Annotated in this window: 19 protein-coding genes; 11 read left to right on the top strand and 8 right to left on the bottom strand. The window is 46.1% G+C overall.

From position 1 onward, the window contains the following. Window positions 1-26 precede the first annotated feature (26 nt). Together EDC32_RS06640 and EDC32_RS06635 are read left to right on the top strand one after the other, a co-directional pair. Entirely contained in the window at window positions 27-755 is a 729-nt protein-coding gene (locus EDC32_RS06640) for a DnaD domain protein (RefSeq protein WP_158283257.1), read from the top strand. 168 nt (window positions 756-923) lie between these two features. After that, entirely contained in the window at window positions 924-2,201 is a 1,278-nt protein-coding gene (locus EDC32_RS06635) for an ammonium transporter (protein WP_132220694.1), read from the top strand. Window positions 2,202-2,264: 63 nt separating this feature from the next. Here the strand turns inward: EDC32_RS06635 and EDC32_RS06630 are convergent, their stop codons facing one another. After that, complete coding sequence (locus tag EDC32_RS06630; protein ID WP_132220692.1) at window positions 2,265-2,822, bottom strand: hypothetical protein; 558 nt, start codon at window positions 2,820-2,822, stop codon at window positions 2,265-2,267. 133 nt (window positions 2,823-2,955) lie between these two features. Between EDC32_RS06630 and ku the strand changes: the two genes are divergently transcribed. After that, complete coding sequence (gene ku, locus EDC32_RS06625) at window positions 2,956-3,837, top strand: non-homologous end joining protein Ku (RefSeq protein ID WP_132220690.1); 882 nt, start codon at window positions 2,956-2,958, stop codon at window positions 3,835-3,837. 232 nt (window positions 3,838-4,069) lie between these two features. Next, window positions 4,070-4,855 carry an arylamine N-acetyltransferase family protein gene (locus EDC32_RS06620; RefSeq protein ID WP_132220688.1) on the top strand — a complete coding sequence of 262 codons (786 nt, stop codon included), beginning with the start codon at window positions 4,070-4,072 and terminating at the stop codon, window positions 4,853-4,855. A gap of 72 nt (window positions 4,856-4,927) precedes the next feature. Here EDC32_RS06620 and EDC32_RS06615 read toward each other — a convergent pair whose 3' ends face one another. From EDC32_RS06615 to EDC32_RS06610, 3 genes are all read right to left on the bottom strand, one after another. After that, window positions 4,928-5,470, bottom strand: a complete 543-nt coding sequence (locus EDC32_RS06615) for a GNAT family N-acetyltransferase (protein WP_132220686.1) — start codon at window positions 5,468-5,470, stop codon at window positions 4,928-4,930. Between the two features lie 150 nt (window positions 5,471-5,620). Further along, window positions 5,621-5,749, bottom strand: a complete 129-nt coding sequence (locus EDC32_RS16715) for a hypothetical protein (protein WP_281275212.1) — start codon at window positions 5,747-5,749, stop codon at window positions 5,621-5,623. A 409-nt stretch (window positions 5,750-6,158) separates the two neighbouring features. Continuing rightward, window positions 6,159-6,770, bottom strand: a complete 612-nt coding sequence (locus EDC32_RS06610) for a superoxide dismutase (RefSeq protein WP_132220684.1) — start codon at window positions 6,768-6,770, stop codon at window positions 6,159-6,161. A gap of 410 nt (window positions 6,771-7,180) precedes the next feature. Here EDC32_RS06610 and EDC32_RS06605 point away from each other — a divergent pair, with 410 nt between their 5' ends. From EDC32_RS06605 to EDC32_RS06595, 3 genes are all read left to right on the top strand, one after another. Continuing rightward, window positions 7,181-8,116, top strand: a complete 936-nt coding sequence (locus EDC32_RS06605) for a zinc-binding dehydrogenase (RefSeq protein ID WP_132220682.1) — start codon at window positions 7,181-7,183, stop codon at window positions 8,114-8,116. A 185-nt stretch (window positions 8,117-8,301) separates the two neighbouring features. Then, the gene (locus EDC32_RS06600; protein WP_132220680.1) at window positions 8,302-9,393 is read left to right on the top strand and encodes a PAS domain-containing sensor histidine kinase; all 1,092 of its coding nucleotides are present in this window, start codon (window positions 8,302-8,304) and stop codon (window positions 9,391-9,393) included. Further along, window positions 9,365-10,021 carry a response regulator gene (locus EDC32_RS06595; protein ID WP_132220678.1) on the top strand — a complete coding sequence of 219 codons (657 nt, stop codon included), beginning with the start codon at window positions 9,365-9,367 and terminating at the stop codon, window positions 10,019-10,021. Before EDC32_RS06600 ends, EDC32_RS06595 begins: the two co-directional genes overlap by 29 nt. A gap of 87 nt (window positions 10,022-10,108) precedes the next feature. Here EDC32_RS06595 and EDC32_RS06590 read toward each other — a convergent pair whose 3' ends face one another. After that, complete coding sequence (locus tag EDC32_RS06590) at window positions 10,109-10,480, bottom strand: DUF5367 family protein (protein ID WP_246026861.1); 372 nt, start codon at window positions 10,478-10,480, stop codon at window positions 10,109-10,111. Between the two features lie 10 nt (window positions 10,481-10,490). After that, on the bottom strand, window positions 10,491-11,078 hold the full coding sequence (locus EDC32_RS06585) for a TetR/AcrR family transcriptional regulator (RefSeq protein WP_132220674.1): 588 nt from the start codon (window positions 11,076-11,078) through the stop codon (window positions 10,491-10,493). Window positions 11,079-11,304: 226 nt separating this feature from the next. Between EDC32_RS06585 and EDC32_RS06580 the strand changes: the two genes are divergently transcribed. Both EDC32_RS06580 and EDC32_RS06575 read left to right on the top strand, forming a co-directional pair. Next, window positions 11,305-11,607 carry a hypothetical protein gene (locus EDC32_RS06580; protein ID WP_132220672.1) on the top strand — a complete coding sequence of 101 codons (303 nt, stop codon included), beginning with the start codon at window positions 11,305-11,307 and terminating at the stop codon, window positions 11,605-11,607. Window positions 11,608-11,738: 131 nt separating this feature from the next. Continuing rightward, window positions 11,739-12,413 (top strand): HD domain-containing protein, encoded by a 675-nt coding sequence (locus tag EDC32_RS06575; protein WP_132220670.1) that lies wholly within the window; start codon window positions 11,739-11,741, stop codon window positions 12,411-12,413. On the opposite strand, the gene EDC32_RS06570 is transcribed toward EDC32_RS06575, so the two are convergent. After that, window positions 12,394-12,717: a nucleoside triphosphate pyrophosphohydrolase gene (locus EDC32_RS06570; protein ID WP_132220668.1), complete on the bottom strand. Its 324-nt coding sequence runs from the start codon at window positions 12,715-12,717 to the stop codon at window positions 12,394-12,396. The genes EDC32_RS06575 and EDC32_RS06570 overlap by 20 nt on opposite strands. Window positions 12,718-12,843: 126 nt before the next feature. Here EDC32_RS06570 and EDC32_RS06565 point away from each other — a divergent pair, with 126 nt between their 5' ends. Further along, window positions 12,844-13,293, top strand: a complete 450-nt coding sequence (locus EDC32_RS06565) for a hypothetical protein (protein ID WP_132220666.1) — start codon at window positions 12,844-12,846, stop codon at window positions 13,291-13,293. Window positions 13,294-13,639: 346 nt separating this feature from the next. Beyond that, window positions 13,640-13,975, top strand: coding sequence for a hypothetical protein (locus tag EDC32_RS06560; RefSeq protein WP_132220664.1), 336 nt, complete (start codon window positions 13,640-13,642; stop codon window positions 13,973-13,975). Window positions 13,976-14,048: 73 nt separating this feature from the next. Here the strand turns inward: EDC32_RS06560 and dinB are convergent, their stop codons facing one another. Beyond that, on the bottom strand, window positions 14,049-15,095 hold the full coding sequence (dinB, locus tag EDC32_RS06555; RefSeq protein ID WP_132220662.1) for a DNA polymerase IV: 1,047 nt from the start codon (window positions 15,093-15,095) through the stop codon (window positions 14,049-14,051). Window positions 15,096-15,194: the final 99 nt, after the last annotated feature.

The following is a 15,194-nucleotide window of genomic DNA, read 5'->3' as shown; positions in this document are numbered from 1 at the left end:
AAAGTGGATAAGTGAGGTGGATGAACATGGATCGAAAAGGATCAGTGCAGACCGCTCTCGTTCATCTCCTTGAACAAGGTTCGCTTTCGCTGCCTGTGCTGTTGTTGACGGAATATAAACGGGTAGGTTTGACAGAGCCGCAAGTGATGCTGATGATCCATATCATGCTCTATCAGCAAAAAGAACATAAGGCGTTTCCGACGGCAAGCGAATTGTCCGAACGCATGAACATGACAAAAGAACAGATCGTCGGTTTGATTGAGCAGTTAGTGCGGGGCGGCTTTTTGCATATTGATGATGAAGTAAATGAATACGGGTTGCGCAGCGAGCGGTTTTCATTGACGCCGCTGTATCAGCAACTGGTCTCTTCCTATATCGCCAAGGAAGAGGAAGACACTTCAACCAACGAGGAATCCTATCAATTTATTTTCCGTTTGTTTGAACAAGAATTTGGCAGAGCCTTGTCTCCCATGGAGTGCCAAATGTTGGCGCGGTGGCTGAGTGAAGATGGACACCGGGAAGAACTGATTGAAGCCGCGTTGCGTGAAGCCGTGTTTTGCGGCAAATTGAATTTCCGCTATATCGACCGGATTTTGTTTGAGTGGCAACGCAACCAAGTCCGCACAGCAGAAGATGCTGTGGAATATTCCCGTAAATTCAGACAAAAAGGGATGCTGTACCAAACCAACGTACAAGAGAGAGCTACGCGGCCCAATGGCTTTTCATTTTATAACTGGGTGAACCAAGAACAATAAATGATGCAGAAACTGACCGGCATGCCGAAAAGGATCGGCAAGGCTGGTTTTTTATTTTCTGCTCGATTTATATGTCATATTATCTAACATGATTGTGGTTAGGAGATGCTTTACATGTTAATATGCCCTTAAGATGTTAATTAACGTGACATAAAGGGGCGTGCGAAGATGTCAGCCATGTTGGCAGTAGATGGTGTTTGGGTGATGTTGTCAGCCATTCTCGTCTTATTTATGCAAGCGGGGTTTGTTTTGTTGGAAGCCGGGGCCACCCGGATGAAAAATGCGGGTCACATTGCTGGCAAACAATTGCTCGGGTTTTCAGTAGCCGCATTGGCTTTCTGGGCTGTGGGTTACGGTCTGACTTTTGGTGAGGGGTCATGGATTGGCCAAACAGGGTGGTTTCTTGATCTGCCGGAGGAGAAAGGCGCCATACCCAATGAACTTTCGTTTTTGTTCCAGCTTTCCTTTGTGGCGGTTTCCTTGGCCATCGCTTGGGGGGGCTTTGCTGAACGAGCCAAATTAAGTGTGTATCTGATTTTTGCTTTTATTTATACCGTAGCCATCTACCCGGTGGTCGGGCACTGGATTTGGGGCGCGGAAGGCTGGTTGCACAGCTTGGGTAAACAAGATTTCGCCGGATCAACGGTCGTTCATTTGCAAGGAGGTGTCGCGGCGCTGGTCGCTACGCTGATGTTGAAACCGCGATTAGGCAAATACAACCGTGACGGTTCATCCAATGTGATTCCAGGACATAACCAAGTTTATTCCATATTGGGCGTGCTGATCATTTGGTTGGGTTGGTTCGGTTTTAATCCAGGAAGCACACTTAGCGCGCAAGACGGATTTTATGGGTATGTGGCGCTGACCACGGTGTTGGCGGCGGCAGCAGGGGTTTTGGCGGCCTATTGTACCTCGCTCCTGTTGACGGGAAAAGCGGAAATTCCAGCCATCTTAAACGGAGTGCTGGCAGCTTTGGTTGCGATTACTGCGGCGTGTGCGTTCGTGGAGGCATGGGCGGCAGTGGTGATCGGATTGGTGGCTGGTTCCCTGACCACATACACTGCTGTCTATTTCGACAAAAAAGGCATTGATGACCCTGTGTTTGCTTTCTCTGTCCATGGCATTGCCGGAATCTGGGGCAGTCTGTCCACGGGATTGTTCGCTGCACCGCGCTTGGTGGAGAAAGTGGGAATCGGCAAAGCGGGATTGTTCTATGGCGGTGGATTCAGCCAATTGGGCGTGCAAATGGTCGGTGTGGTCGTGGCGGCTTTGTATGTTGCCTTGGTTACTTTTATTGCACTTTGGATATTGGATAAAACCATGGGGCTCCGCGTGTCGAAGGAAGATGAATTGAAGGGGTTGGATATCAGTGAACATGGCAGTTACAGCTATCCTGAACATGTGATGTTCATGAGACATGAGGAAGAGATTCGACGCGTCATGTAATAAACATGGGTAAACCCCATGTTTTTTTGTTTGGTTATGTAAATGGCGGGTAAGCGGGTTTTTTCAGCTTTCTTTGTCCAAGAGAGCGGCGATATCAAATGTTCGTTTGAGCAGTTCCACCAGATGGGGTTGGATGACCTGCTTGAGGGTGGCTAAGGGATCATCCTCCTTGAAAATACGGGAATGTGGAACCGTCTCAACTAATTCATCCGGGTCAAAAAAGAACTGAACCCCTCCCTCTTCTTGCGCTTCGTCCAATATTTCTACAAATGCATCGTCTTCCAGCTTCGCGTAATCTTCCATTGTATGCAGGTCAGCACATCGCAAAGAGAATGTTTCGTTTTGGAAATTGGTCGCGGTGAGCATGACGGCGCCGTCGCTTTCCCTATTGTCCACAAACTCGGCATGCGCGACAAACGGTTCGATTTGTGGTTTCACCTCTTCGCTGATTTGGGCGAATAAGTTAAACAGCTCGTCGGCGTGGTCAATCCATTTGTTGTTGATGTTCGCTTTTTTTAGTTCTTTTTGTTTCTGTTGCTTGTAATTCTCCACCTGCGAAGATACGAACTCCTCAAAAATCGTCCCTTTGGCTTTGGCTTTGATTTCCGCTAATCTTTCCAACACCTTCCACACCGTCCGCATCTCAATTTGGATATAGGGTGGCCTGGCAAATAGACCTTTATGCGTCGGGGTGCTGAGTGATTCAGGAATAGGTTGGAGAACATAAGTGAAAAGAGCGAAAGGGTGGATGTCCATGCGATCCATGTGGAAAGGGAGCATCAGTTTTGGGTTGGTCAATATCCCCGTCAGCCTGTACAAGGCAACGGAAGACCACAAGACCAGCTTTCGCAGTTTGCATGAAAAGTGTAAGCACCCGATTCAATACAAAAAATGGTGCCCGGTATGTGACCGTGAAGTGGGAGCCAAAGAGGTGATTCGCGGTTATGAATACGCTCCGGGAAACTATGTCATCATCACTGATGACGACATCAACGAATTGCCTTTGCCTACCTTGCGCACGATTGAGATTCTTCATTTCACAGACAAAGATAGCATTGATCCCGTTTACTATGAGAAGTCATACTATCTGGGGCCTGGAGGATATGGAGGAAAGCCGTACAAGTTGTTGCATGAAGCGATGAACCGGACAGGGAAGGTGGCAGTCGCCAAAGTTGCGTTTCGCACCAGCGAACATCTGGCGGTTATTCGGGTCCACAAAGATTGCCTCTTGCTGAACATCATTCATTATCCGGCTGAAGTGAGAGCAGTTGAAGGCGTGCCCGGCATCGAGGGGATTGCGGCAACAGAGGTGAGTGAAGCGGAGTTGGAGATGGCAATCAAATTAATAGAGGAAATCAGCAAGCAATTTGGTGACGATTATAAGAGCAACTACGAAGAAGCACTAAAAGAGTTGATTCAAGCTAAAATTCAAAACAAGGAAATTGAAGAGCCAGATGCTGCGCCGCGAACAGACAATGTGGTCGATTTGATGGAAGCGTTGCAACGTAGCTTGAATGCGTCCAAAGTGGCACCGACAATGACAGATACAGGGATGGGGACGGAGACGCGAAGGGCGACTGGAACCGAAACCGGTCCGGCGGCTAACCCGACACCGCGCAGGAGACGGAAGATGTAATTACGAGCGATGCGTTAACCCCTTTGGTCTATATGAAAAGGGGTTAACGCGCATGAAAAAACATGGTAGCACGAATGAGTACGGAGAATAGCTGTTATAATGCAAAGAGGGTTTATGATGACTGATGATTTGGAATTTGGCTTTTTATTTCACAATTTACAAGGATTGAAAAAGCGGCAGTAGGGGTATTTATAGAATGTAGAAAAATACGCAATATTAGGAGTGGTTATTTATGACGTTGACAATGCATGCCTTGTTTTGCAAGCGAATTGGGTTTCCCGTCGATGAAAAAGTCACATTTGAAGCCTTGGGACGAATTCTAGAAAAGACAGCGACGGCCATCCCGTTCGAAAATTTAAGTGTCATCCGCAAGGAAAGGAAGGCTATCACCAAGGAGAATTTGATCGACAAAGTATTGGTGAGAAATGAAGGCGGCCTGTGTTATGAATTAAACACGCTTTTATACTATTTCTTGTTGGAGCATGGGTTTCATGCCATCATGGTCAAGGGGGCGGTGTACAACGTCGAAATGCAAGACTTTGAGGAAGTGGGGAGAACACATGCCGTCATTTTGTTGACACATGAAGGAAAAACCTATCTAGTGGACACCGGATTCGGGGGAAATCTGCCCTTGCGCCCTGTACCGATGAGCGGCGAGGCCGTCACATCGCCGAATGGAGAGTTTCGAGTGGAACAAATGGATACCGAATACGGTGATCATGTTTTGAAAATAAAAATAAAGCATACCGACAAGGACTGGCGGATCGGATATGCGTTTGATTCCAAACATCCGGTACAAAAGGCAGCAGAATTGGAAGAGATCCAATCCATCATCGCCGAACACGAAAAATCTCCCTTTAACAAAAAGCCGTTAATCACCCGTTTGACGGAAAGGGGAAGGTTAACGTTAACAGAAGGATCTTTCACGCGGTGGGTTGACGGACAGGCGACGAAAGAAGAGATTGACCAAGAAACCTTCAATGAATTGGCCAAACGGCACTTTGGTATCAGCAGCTAGGTCGCCAGTGGGAAGGAAGGGAAAATGACTTGAGGCGCTATGTGGACTCAAGTCATTTTTTGTTGTTCTTCCTCAATCTTCTTCGTTAATGATGGCGAGATGCACATGATCTTCCCATTTTCCGTTGATTCGCACATTTTTTTTATTGATGCCTTCGGTGTGGAATCCTGCTTTTTTCAAAACTTGGATTGAACCGAGGTTATGGGGCATCACTCCGGCTTCAATCCGATGCAATTTCAGTTCGCTGAAGGCATAGGAGACGACTAGGCGGACGGCTTCGGTCATATAGCCTTTGCCGTTGTGACGTTTATCCAGATAATACCCGATCCAGCAACTTTGCAAGTGGCGTCGCATCACTTCCGAAAGAGTGATTTTGCCGATCAATTCCCCGTTTTTGGCTAGGAAGATCCCAAACCAGTATTCTTGATCAGCAGCTTTTCTTTTCTCCATTTGTTTGAGCAGTTCCTGTTGCCTTTCAACCGTGTAAAACGCTTCGTCACGCGAGGGGGTGTACGCTTGAAAAAAATCGCGGTTTTCCGTTTCAAGACGCGCCAACGCCGGAGCGTCACCAACTTCTAGCATTCGGATGAAGATTTCTTTCCCTTTTAATTCCATTTACTATAACCTCCTCATTCATGCCCCAAATACTCGTCTGGATAAAAAACGCCACAGGTTGGCCCTGTGGCGTTGGTATTGCGATATACGAAACCACGGGGCTAACGACCCGTGGTGTGTGATCCATCCTTCATTTTATAACCTTTCTGATCAAAGGATGACGAGTCGTTGGTAAGCTTTGTTTTTAGACAGACTGATCCCGTGATTAGAAAGATTGTAAAAAACAGCTGTCGAGTACCCAACATCTTTGGACAAAAATACCAGTGATTTCTTTTTCATGTGGGTACTCTCCCTTTCGCTGGTTTATCCGTATTGTAGCATTTACTATTTGCGCAAGCAACATAATTAATATTTTTAATATTATTCGGTGTAAATAGCAACCAAAGAAGGTTAAATAAATGAATTTATAGAAAATAAAAAACGGAGGTGAAAGCGGGATGAAACATCTGTATGGCGAACCGCCACAAGCTTAAGGTTACATAAGGAGTATGTCGAAAAGCGCACACAGTCTATGGATGCCATGACACATAAAGCATTAGGCCCTTCACATAACCAGGAGGGCTTATTCCATTTCCAGAAGCGGGAGCGTCAGTCTGCCTCTTTTAATCAGTATGTTTTTAAATGAAATAAACGACTGAACGCACATGGCTCAGCCGTTCATTTCTGCGCTGGCGTTATAGGATGAAAGTTACGCGCGCACGGCAAGATAGCGCCGGTTTACTTCATTCCAGTTGACCACATTCCAGAAAGCCTCGATGTAAGCAGGGCGCTTGTTTTGGTATTTGAGGTAGTAAGCGTGCTCCCATACGTCCAAGCCCAAGATTGGTGCAGCCCCTTCCATCAGCGGGCTGTCTTGGTTAGGGGTGCTGGTCACAGCCAACTTGCCATCTTTCACCACCAACCAAGCCCAACCGCTACCGAAGCGTTTGGCCGCTGCATCGGTAAATTGTTTCTTGAAGTTGTCGAAGCTGACAAAGGTGTCCGCGATTGCTTGGGCCACTTCACCAATCGGCTCACCGCCGCCGTTGGGACTTAAGATTTCCCAGAACAGGCTGTGGTTAGCGTGGCCACCACCATTGTTACGAACAGCGGTGCGCACGTTCTCCGGCAGTGCATTCAGGTCGGAGATCAAGGCTTCCACGGAAGTAGCGTTCACTTCTACCCCTTCCAGAGCGGCGTTCAAGTTGTTCACATATGTGGCATGATGGCGGTTATGGTGGATTTCCATGGTTTGCGCGTCAATATGCGGCTCCAAAGCATCAAAGGTGTAAGGCAATGCGGACAGTTCGAACTTCGCCATATCAGAGCCCTCCTATGTAAATGGTTGATTTCATTCCTTTCTAACTTAATTATGCAATAACTCGCTCATTTAATCAATATATTAAATTAAAAAGTATAAAAATAGCGACCGGGAATTGCTACCGAAATGTCCGGTAGATTTTTATGCTGGATCAGTGAATTCCCTGAAATACAATTATGACCTGATGTTTTAAGATAGACGTGAAGAGTTGGCAGATGCGGCATGCCAATCGATCGGAATGCGGAGAGCCCATTGGGTCGTCCTTTGCCTGAATACCGGATACAGATTAACACAACCAACCGTTCGGTTATGACCATAATCGACCATTACCCATAAATAAAGAAAGCCAACTCAACGGATCACTTTGCGGTGGGGATTTTAACCAACATCGGTGATGTAGGAGGAGTAAAATGAAAGTGGCTGTTGTGAATCGGTTTTTTAACCAGCTTGAACTGAAAGAGATGTCTGCGCCCTTGATTGGAACTGGTGAGGTATTGATACGAATGCATGATTGCTGCGGGGGTTGTCACATAGGATGCCACTCAACCGCCTGTGTCACAGCGTCTTCCAATCGCCCTTCGCCACAATACATGGGGATCGTATGCGGCATTGGCAAAGGGGTTTCATCGCTGGCCGTGGGTGATCGTGTTGGCCTTCCCTGCTTTCATTCTGCTTGCGGCGAATGCGGGTATTGCCGGTCCGGAAAGGAGAAGATGTGCGAACATCAGCTGGAAGACAGTGAGGCAGTGTTTGGCGACGGTGTCGATTATGGTGTTTTCCCGGCTTCGCATGTGGTCAAAATTCCTGGAAATCTGCATTTTCAAGAGGCAGCTCCTATTTTTTGCAAGGGCGTCTTGATTTACAAAGCGTTAAAAGAAAGCGGTGTCAAACAAGGTGAATGGGTAGCCGTGTTTGGAATGGCAGGCCAGGGACATCTTGCCGTGCAGTACGCCAAAGCGATGGGCTTGAGGGTAGTAGCAGTGGATGAACGGCGAGAAAACAGAGAGTTGGCGAAAAAGTCGGGAGCCGACATGATTTTGAATGCTGAAGAGGCGGATCCCGTTGCCGTGATTATGCGAAACATCGGAGGTGTGCATGCGTCCCTCTGTTTGGATATCAGGAAAAATCCGTTTCGGCAATCTTATCTGGCTGTCCGGCGGGGCGGAACCGTTGCCCTGGTTTGGAGTCCCCATGAGGAGTTGAAAGTACCGCAATTTGACAAGGTGTTGTTTGGAATCAGAATCAAAGGCTCGATTGTGGCTACGAGAAAGGATGTCAAGGAAGCGCTCGATTTTGTGGCTGGTGGCAAAGTAAAGGCATGCTTGAGAAGGTTGAGCATTGGATAGCCTCGGTTGTTTGTACAAAGGGGCACCAGGTGGAGCACTCATCAGGGAATTCCCCCATGGCGTAGTCTGCCTGCTCCAAGGTAGACTAAGAGTGGAAAATATGTTGGTTAGATTTCAATGAATCATGGTAAGCACCCCGGGGTGGCAGGGGTGCCATTTGAACTGTTTGATGGAGGGGGCGATACATGATGTCTTATTTGAGCGGCGAGAGCGATTTGGATGTTCCTTCTTATTATGAGGCCATTTTTCAACACGCGGCGGATGCGATCTTTGTCGTTCAGCCCGGCGGTGTCATCCGGGAAGCCAATCGGGCCGCTTTGACATTGACCGGATATAGTCGATCAGAATTGAACAACATCCTTTTTTGTTCGATTTGCAAAGGGATTGCGACGTGTGTGGAGGAGGCCAGTTGTACAGGCTGTTTTTTCAACCATCAGTCGCTGTCTTCCTTTGAAATGCAGATCAGGGCCAAGGATGGCAGACAATATCCGGTGACGGCGAGCGCGGCGACCTTGCCCGAAGATCCGCTGGGCTCTATGGTCATCGTCATCAGAGATATGTCGCAATTGCAACGCACAGAGCGGGAGCGGCATCATCGGCTTGTTACCAATAAAATCATTCAAGCGCAGGAAGAGGAACGTAAAAGAGTGTCCCGCGAACTGCATGATGGTGTCGGACAAGCGCTTTACAGCATTTTGATCGGCTTAAAAGTGATCAATCATCTCCCACTTGATGACGAGAAAAAGAGGCATTTGCTTGATGTGCAAGCGATGGTTGAGCAGACGTTGGATGAAGTGAAAAACCTGGCTACTGATTTGCGGCCGTCGGCACTTGACGACTTGGGATTTTTGCCAGCGATCCGTTCATACGCCAAAAAATTTGAAGCCACTTTTGACATCAAGGTGGAACTTGTGGTGAAAGGTCCCAAACGTCGCTATTCGTCTACCGTTGAGACGGCATTGTATCGGATTGTGCAAGAGGCGATGATTAATGCAGCCAAATACGCGGCTACCGACAAAATCAAACTCAGTCTCATCGACACTGCGGCAGAAGTTCGCCTGTTTATCGAGGATTTTGGCAAAGGCTTTGATCCGTCCCAAGTGGAGGGAGAGGGGACCGGATTAGGTTTGTACGGGATGAAAGAGCGGGCCGCGCTGTTGGGGGGAGCATTGCGGATCGAATCAGCTCCCAATGAAGGAACAATGGTGTATGTTCGTATACCAATAGACAGAGAGGGGGAGTCTGTTCATGCCGACGAGGGTACTCATCGCGGATGATCATGCCATTGTCCGTTCAGGGCTGACATTGCTTATCAATTCTCAGCCCGACATGGAAGTGGTTGGGGCAGCGATCGATGGCAAAGAAGCAGTGGATCTGTCTTTAGAACTTCAGCCGGACATCGTTTTGATGGATTTAAGCATGCCTCCCGGAGAGAACGGATTGACGGCCACCAAAAAACTGAAAGAAGCGGCTCCGGAGATCAATGTACTGATTCTCACCATGCACGATGACGAAGAATACTTGTTTCGGGTATTGCACGCGGGCGCTTCTGGATACATATTGAAAAATGCCGAAGATATGGAGTTGATCCGGGCCATACAAACGGTTTCCCAAGGGGAGGCCTACTTATACCCTTCAGCCACCAAGATGTTGATACAAGAATTTCTTAACCGTGTGCAAATAGGGGAACAGCTGGATGATTATCATATTTTGACGCAGAGGGAGCAAGAAGTGTTGAGTTTGATCGCCCAGGGATACACGAACAAAGAAATCGCTGAGAAACTGGTCTTATCTGTTAAAACGATCGAATCGCACAAAGCTAACATCATGGAAAAACTACATTTGAAAACGCGGCCAGAATTGGTTCGCTATGCTCTGAAAAAAGGGTTGCTTGATTTTGTTTGACAGACCATCGGAGATAGAAAAGAGCCGGTACATCAACAGTCCGGCTCTTTGCATTAGGTTTAAAGGGGCATTTTATCAACGCTTAAGTCAACTTTTTGGGGTGACTTGTTTTTTGATGAAACCACAACTGATGATGATTCCATATGCCCACAGTAACCATGCGGCTAGCAAGGTGACTTGCTGAGGGTGAAGCGCGGGAAATACGCTCTCGTGAAAGATTAAGCTGAAAATGTCAAGCAACATCCCGGGAAGAGCGATTAACACTGTACTGTGCAGCCGCATGTTCACAGGGATGCGCTTGAGCGCCGGCAAGAGCGGAATCGCCATGATGGGCACGGCAACGAACAGAGCGACAAGGACAAGCGGATGTTCCACATCAAGCAGATTGGTACCGAACGCCCGGAAGATCAACGTGGCGATGAGCCATAGCGAAGTGCCGAATAATGGAAAATACACCATCAAACTCACCTCATTTTTCATTCTTTTTGATTCTCTTCGTTAACAAAGACTCCAACTCACTGTAAACAAGATCAGCAGGAAAATTTCGATTTAACAACGCTTGCAGAGCCAATCCGTCAATCAGCGCATTGAATAAAATACCTGCGGTTTGCGGTGACATCTCTGGGGGGAGAAATTCGGCTCCCAGCCGCTCAAGTAATTGTGCCAGATAATCGTTCTCCTTCTGAAATAACGCCCCCAGTTGTTCACGCATGGTTGGGTGATGAAAACTGGTGACGACGAGCGATAAGAGCACTTGATGATAGAATGATTCATAATCGCATCTGCTTCGGGCCGTATGAAGTGCTTGTGCTACTGCTTGTTTAAGATCAAAATGTTCCGTGTTGACGAGCTCGTTCCATGAAGATTCACATATTTCTTTGACAATTTGAAACAACAATTGCTCCTTGCTCTTGAAATGGTAATACACGGTCCCTTGCGTAACGCCGGCGCCTTCGGCTACTGCCTTGAGCGACAATTTGCCGATGCCGTTTTCGGCAATGCAACGCATGGCTGAGGAGATGAGTTCCTGCTTTGATATGCCATTGGGTTTGGCCACGAGAATGTCCCCCCCTTAGTTAGTTATCTGACTAACTAATTATATGATGCATTTTATTTTCGCGCAAGTGCGATTATTTGCTGTGGGGTGTCGATCCCGTTCATTGAAGTTGGCTGGATAGACGGTATAGTACAGAACCATCTTTTGTGATACGTTATAATTGCATTAATTATTAAAAATTAAATAAAAGCCGCATAGTTGTTTTTTTTGAAAAGAAGGGATTTGAATGCAGTTTTCATTAACCAACAGTAAAATATATCGAAAGTTATTAAGTGCTTTGTTTACATGGATTTTGCTTTTATTCGTCTATTTGTATGTAATCATTGAATCTACGACAGGTGAATTTTTGTTTTTTCTAACCATTGCAGGTTATGTTTCTTTTATTGGTATTTTTGGGTTTGGAGTAATGACATCAATCTTTATTGATGTTATAACCAAAAAAATAAAAGGTGGTATAAAGTATATTGTTAAGTTGCTTATTTATGATTTCCGGTGTGATTGGAAGCGTTATTTTATCAATCAGCCATGATCCATACAGTAGCTGGTTGATACGGATGAGGTCAGGGTGTGTCAAAGGTTGCCGCCGCTTCTTCGCCACCACTCGATTTGCCAGACACACCTTAAGCACGGTACTTATTATTTTAAGGAAGAGGGGATCTCATGCGCAATGATCGCAATCTTCAGCAATTGTCAGATGTCCTTTTGTTGGAGCAATTCCAAGGGGTGGGGCGAGTTGTGATGGATGAGAAGGAGTTAAGTAAATATATTCCGCCAGATCGTCATCGCTATAGGCATATTCTTGGTGTTGTGGAGCGGATGAAGGAAGTATTGGCACAAATAGAGATGGAAGAAGAAACAAAGGAGCTGCTTTTGCAAACGGCTTTTTTGCATGATATTGGGTACAGCGACAAGCTAAATCAATATGACTATCATCCCCTTGATGGAGCGTTTTTTGTACAACAATGCGGCTTTCCTAAATCAGTGATTGCGGCGGTCTTATTTCACTCGGGAGCATATGAAAGCGTGAAAAAGACAAGACCGGATCTGGTTTCGATTTATGCTTACAACGCGCAATGGTTGGATGAAACCGATCAGTTGTTTATCGACTTGATTACTTATTGTGATTTGCATACATCGCCAGTGGGGAAAAAGATTTCTGTGAAAGAGCGGATTGACGACATTGTCACGCGATATGGGGCGGAGCATGAGGTTAGACGGTTTATGATTGGAAATCTGGAGGGCTTTAGACAGACGATCGAGCGGGCGGAGCAATTGCTGGTGAAAAATAAAGCTGCTGGATGGAATAACCAGCAGTCTAATCTTCAACATCGATAAGAAAGATTTTTTCCTTAAATCCGCCACGTTGCTCGAATTTCTTCTGACGCAGGCTTTCCAAATCGTGAAGAGTGTAACCATGATATGTTGTCAACGCATGTATCAACTCCAAAATGTCGGCCAACTCTTCCAACGCTTCTTGGTTGGATTGACTATGCAGGTATTCGCTTACCTCTTCACCCAATTTTTTGTGTAATTCAACGATGTATTCCTGATTATCCAGGATTCTTGTGTTGCACTTTTTCCCTGCTTGTTCGTTCACTTGTGGGATTAAATCACGGACTAATTTGTTATATGTAGGCATTATCATTCTCCTTTTTAACTTGTTTATTTATTAGAGAGTTTAGCACGATTGGTATTGAAAATAGTTAAAGAGAGACTTTTGGAGAGCGATGCCCCTGTATGCTAGTGATGTGATGGAGGTGTTCGGTTGGTAGCAAAAATAAATGATTACAACGAGGATTGGTTTGAAGAATGGCTAATGCTACTTCCAGATGAGTTGGAGAAGATAGAAAAGTCACTCCACCATCTTGATCTGGATTATTCGCCGGAATCGTTACTACGCTTAGAGGGTTGGATATTGGATCATTATCCGTCAATGGATGCCATACTGGATGATCGGGAAAAAATGATTTTAGATGCTTTGTTACGCTATGTTGGAGAAGTATTCAGGGTACATCTACAAGGAAAATGGGAGATCGTACGCGGTGATCCTCAGTATGTCTTTGATTACCTGCCTATCATCCGCTTTTCAGGAAGTATTCCGAATACCTCTCCATTATCGTTGATTATTGCTAGTATAGATCGACATACTGGTGAATTTATCTATGATTCACTAATGAAAAAAAAGGCGCTTTATGGAGAACCAAGGGTTGATTGATGTTCAAAAGTAAAAAGTATTATCTTAAGAGAGCCGTCTGTCGATGTATTACAGACGGCTACTATGTATGTACCGCCGGATAGAACAGGATATATAGGCAGATTGGCAGCATGAGCCAATAAATGGCCAAAGCTATTTAAACATCTCGTACATTTCATCCTCTTATCACCGTTTAATTGCTACTTTATTATCATTTTTCATCTATTCAATCGTGTTCATTTGCGGTGTACCAACCACTTTGAAACCATCGCTTCATTTTGGAAATTTATAATACAACAAATTATAATAATTAGATGTTATAATATTACTGCAATAACAAAAAATTAAACATCTGGAGGGAACACGTATGAAAAAGACTGTTGTTGCATGGTTAACCGCATTCACTCTGCTGGCGGCACCCTTGCTCGTCAGTGGCAACGTCGCGCACGCTGCCGTGAAAGAGAGTGACGCTGTCATTCAAAGTTGTGATAAAAGGAAGTTTTTGGATATTGGCTCCTATCTTTATTTGTATGGCGATCAATTTATTGTTCACTTTGGTGAAAGTGATGGCGTGATTGAAACTTGGTTTCAATATTCTTACCCACGGTTGAGAGTTACTGGATTGAAAGAGGGCGAAGCAGTGATTGAAGCGAATGACGGTGGGAAATGGATCACCTATTGCATTTATGTGTCCGACCGGTAACAATAAAAAGCCGGCAAAGGCGGCCTTCTACAGATAAGGCCGCCTTTGCCGGCTTTCGATGCCATACACCCGTTTACTCTTCCTCCAGGGGGAGTGTCAATTGTTCATAGCCTCCAACCATCGATTCTAAGAAGTTGGAAAAACCCACCCCAACCAACCGAACACCCGCTGTATAATCAAAGGCGTTAAGCAATTCTTCCAATACTTTCTCCCAATCGGTGCCAGGCTCAGTTGTCCGCTGTTTGGAGCGCAACGTGAAATCAGCATATTTGATTTTAAGGGTCAAGGTCTGTGGGGTCACCTTTTCATCAATAATCTCTTGTTGCACTTCCGCTAACAGCTCTCTGGCTACTTCCGCGATATCCTCCCGCTCAAACAAATTCTCAGGCAATGTGGTTTCACGACTGTGCGACTTGGGTGCCCGATCCATAACAATTTCTCGGTCATCCTGCCCTCGTGCCCGATAATACAAGGCATGGCCGAACTTGCCAAACATCCGAACCACTTCCTCCAGGGAGAGTTGCCAAAAGTCGGAAATGGTGAAGATCTCTTTTTTCGCCAGCCGCTCCTGAGATTTTTTGCCGATGCCGTGAAGGGTACCGACTGGCAAATTCTTTAGAATTTCTAACGCTTGTTCCGGTCTGATGATTACAAACGCATCCGGTTTTTTTAAATCACTGGCGATTTTTGCCAAGGATTTATTATATGATAAACCCACACTACAGGTTAGCCCGGTCTCTTCCTGAATCCGCCGCTTGATTTCCCGGGCGATGGGAACAGCATTGTCATAATGGGAGACATCTAAGTAAGCTTCATCCAATCCCACAGTCTCATAGCGGTCACTATATGCGGTATAGATTCGGCGTACCTCCGCCGACTTTTCACGGTACCGCTCGTACCGTACTGGCAAAAAGATGCCTTGCGGACATTTCTTACGGGCCATTGCCATCGGCATGGCCGAGCGTACCCCGTACGCCCGGGCTTCGTAACTGCAAGTGGACACCACTCCACGTTTCTCCAGACCACCGACGATCACTGGCTTTCCTCTCAATTCAGGGCGGTCAAGCTGTTCTACACTGGCGAAAAACGCATCGAGATCCATGTGCAAAATTTTCTTCACCAGTGAATCACCTTCCATGCAAACATATATTCTTATCCTATTATGTACAGACAAAAGTAGAAATGCAACTTTGGTACCAGCTCTACCATGACAAAAAAT

It is taken from the genome of Laceyella sacchari, from assembly GCF_004343255.1.
GTDB lineage: Bacteria > Bacillota > Bacilli > Thermoactinomycetales > Thermoactinomycetaceae > Laceyella > Laceyella sacchari.
The sequence above is the reverse complement of the archived record's forward strand: the minus strand, read 5'-3'. Positions and strand labels throughout refer to the sequence as shown.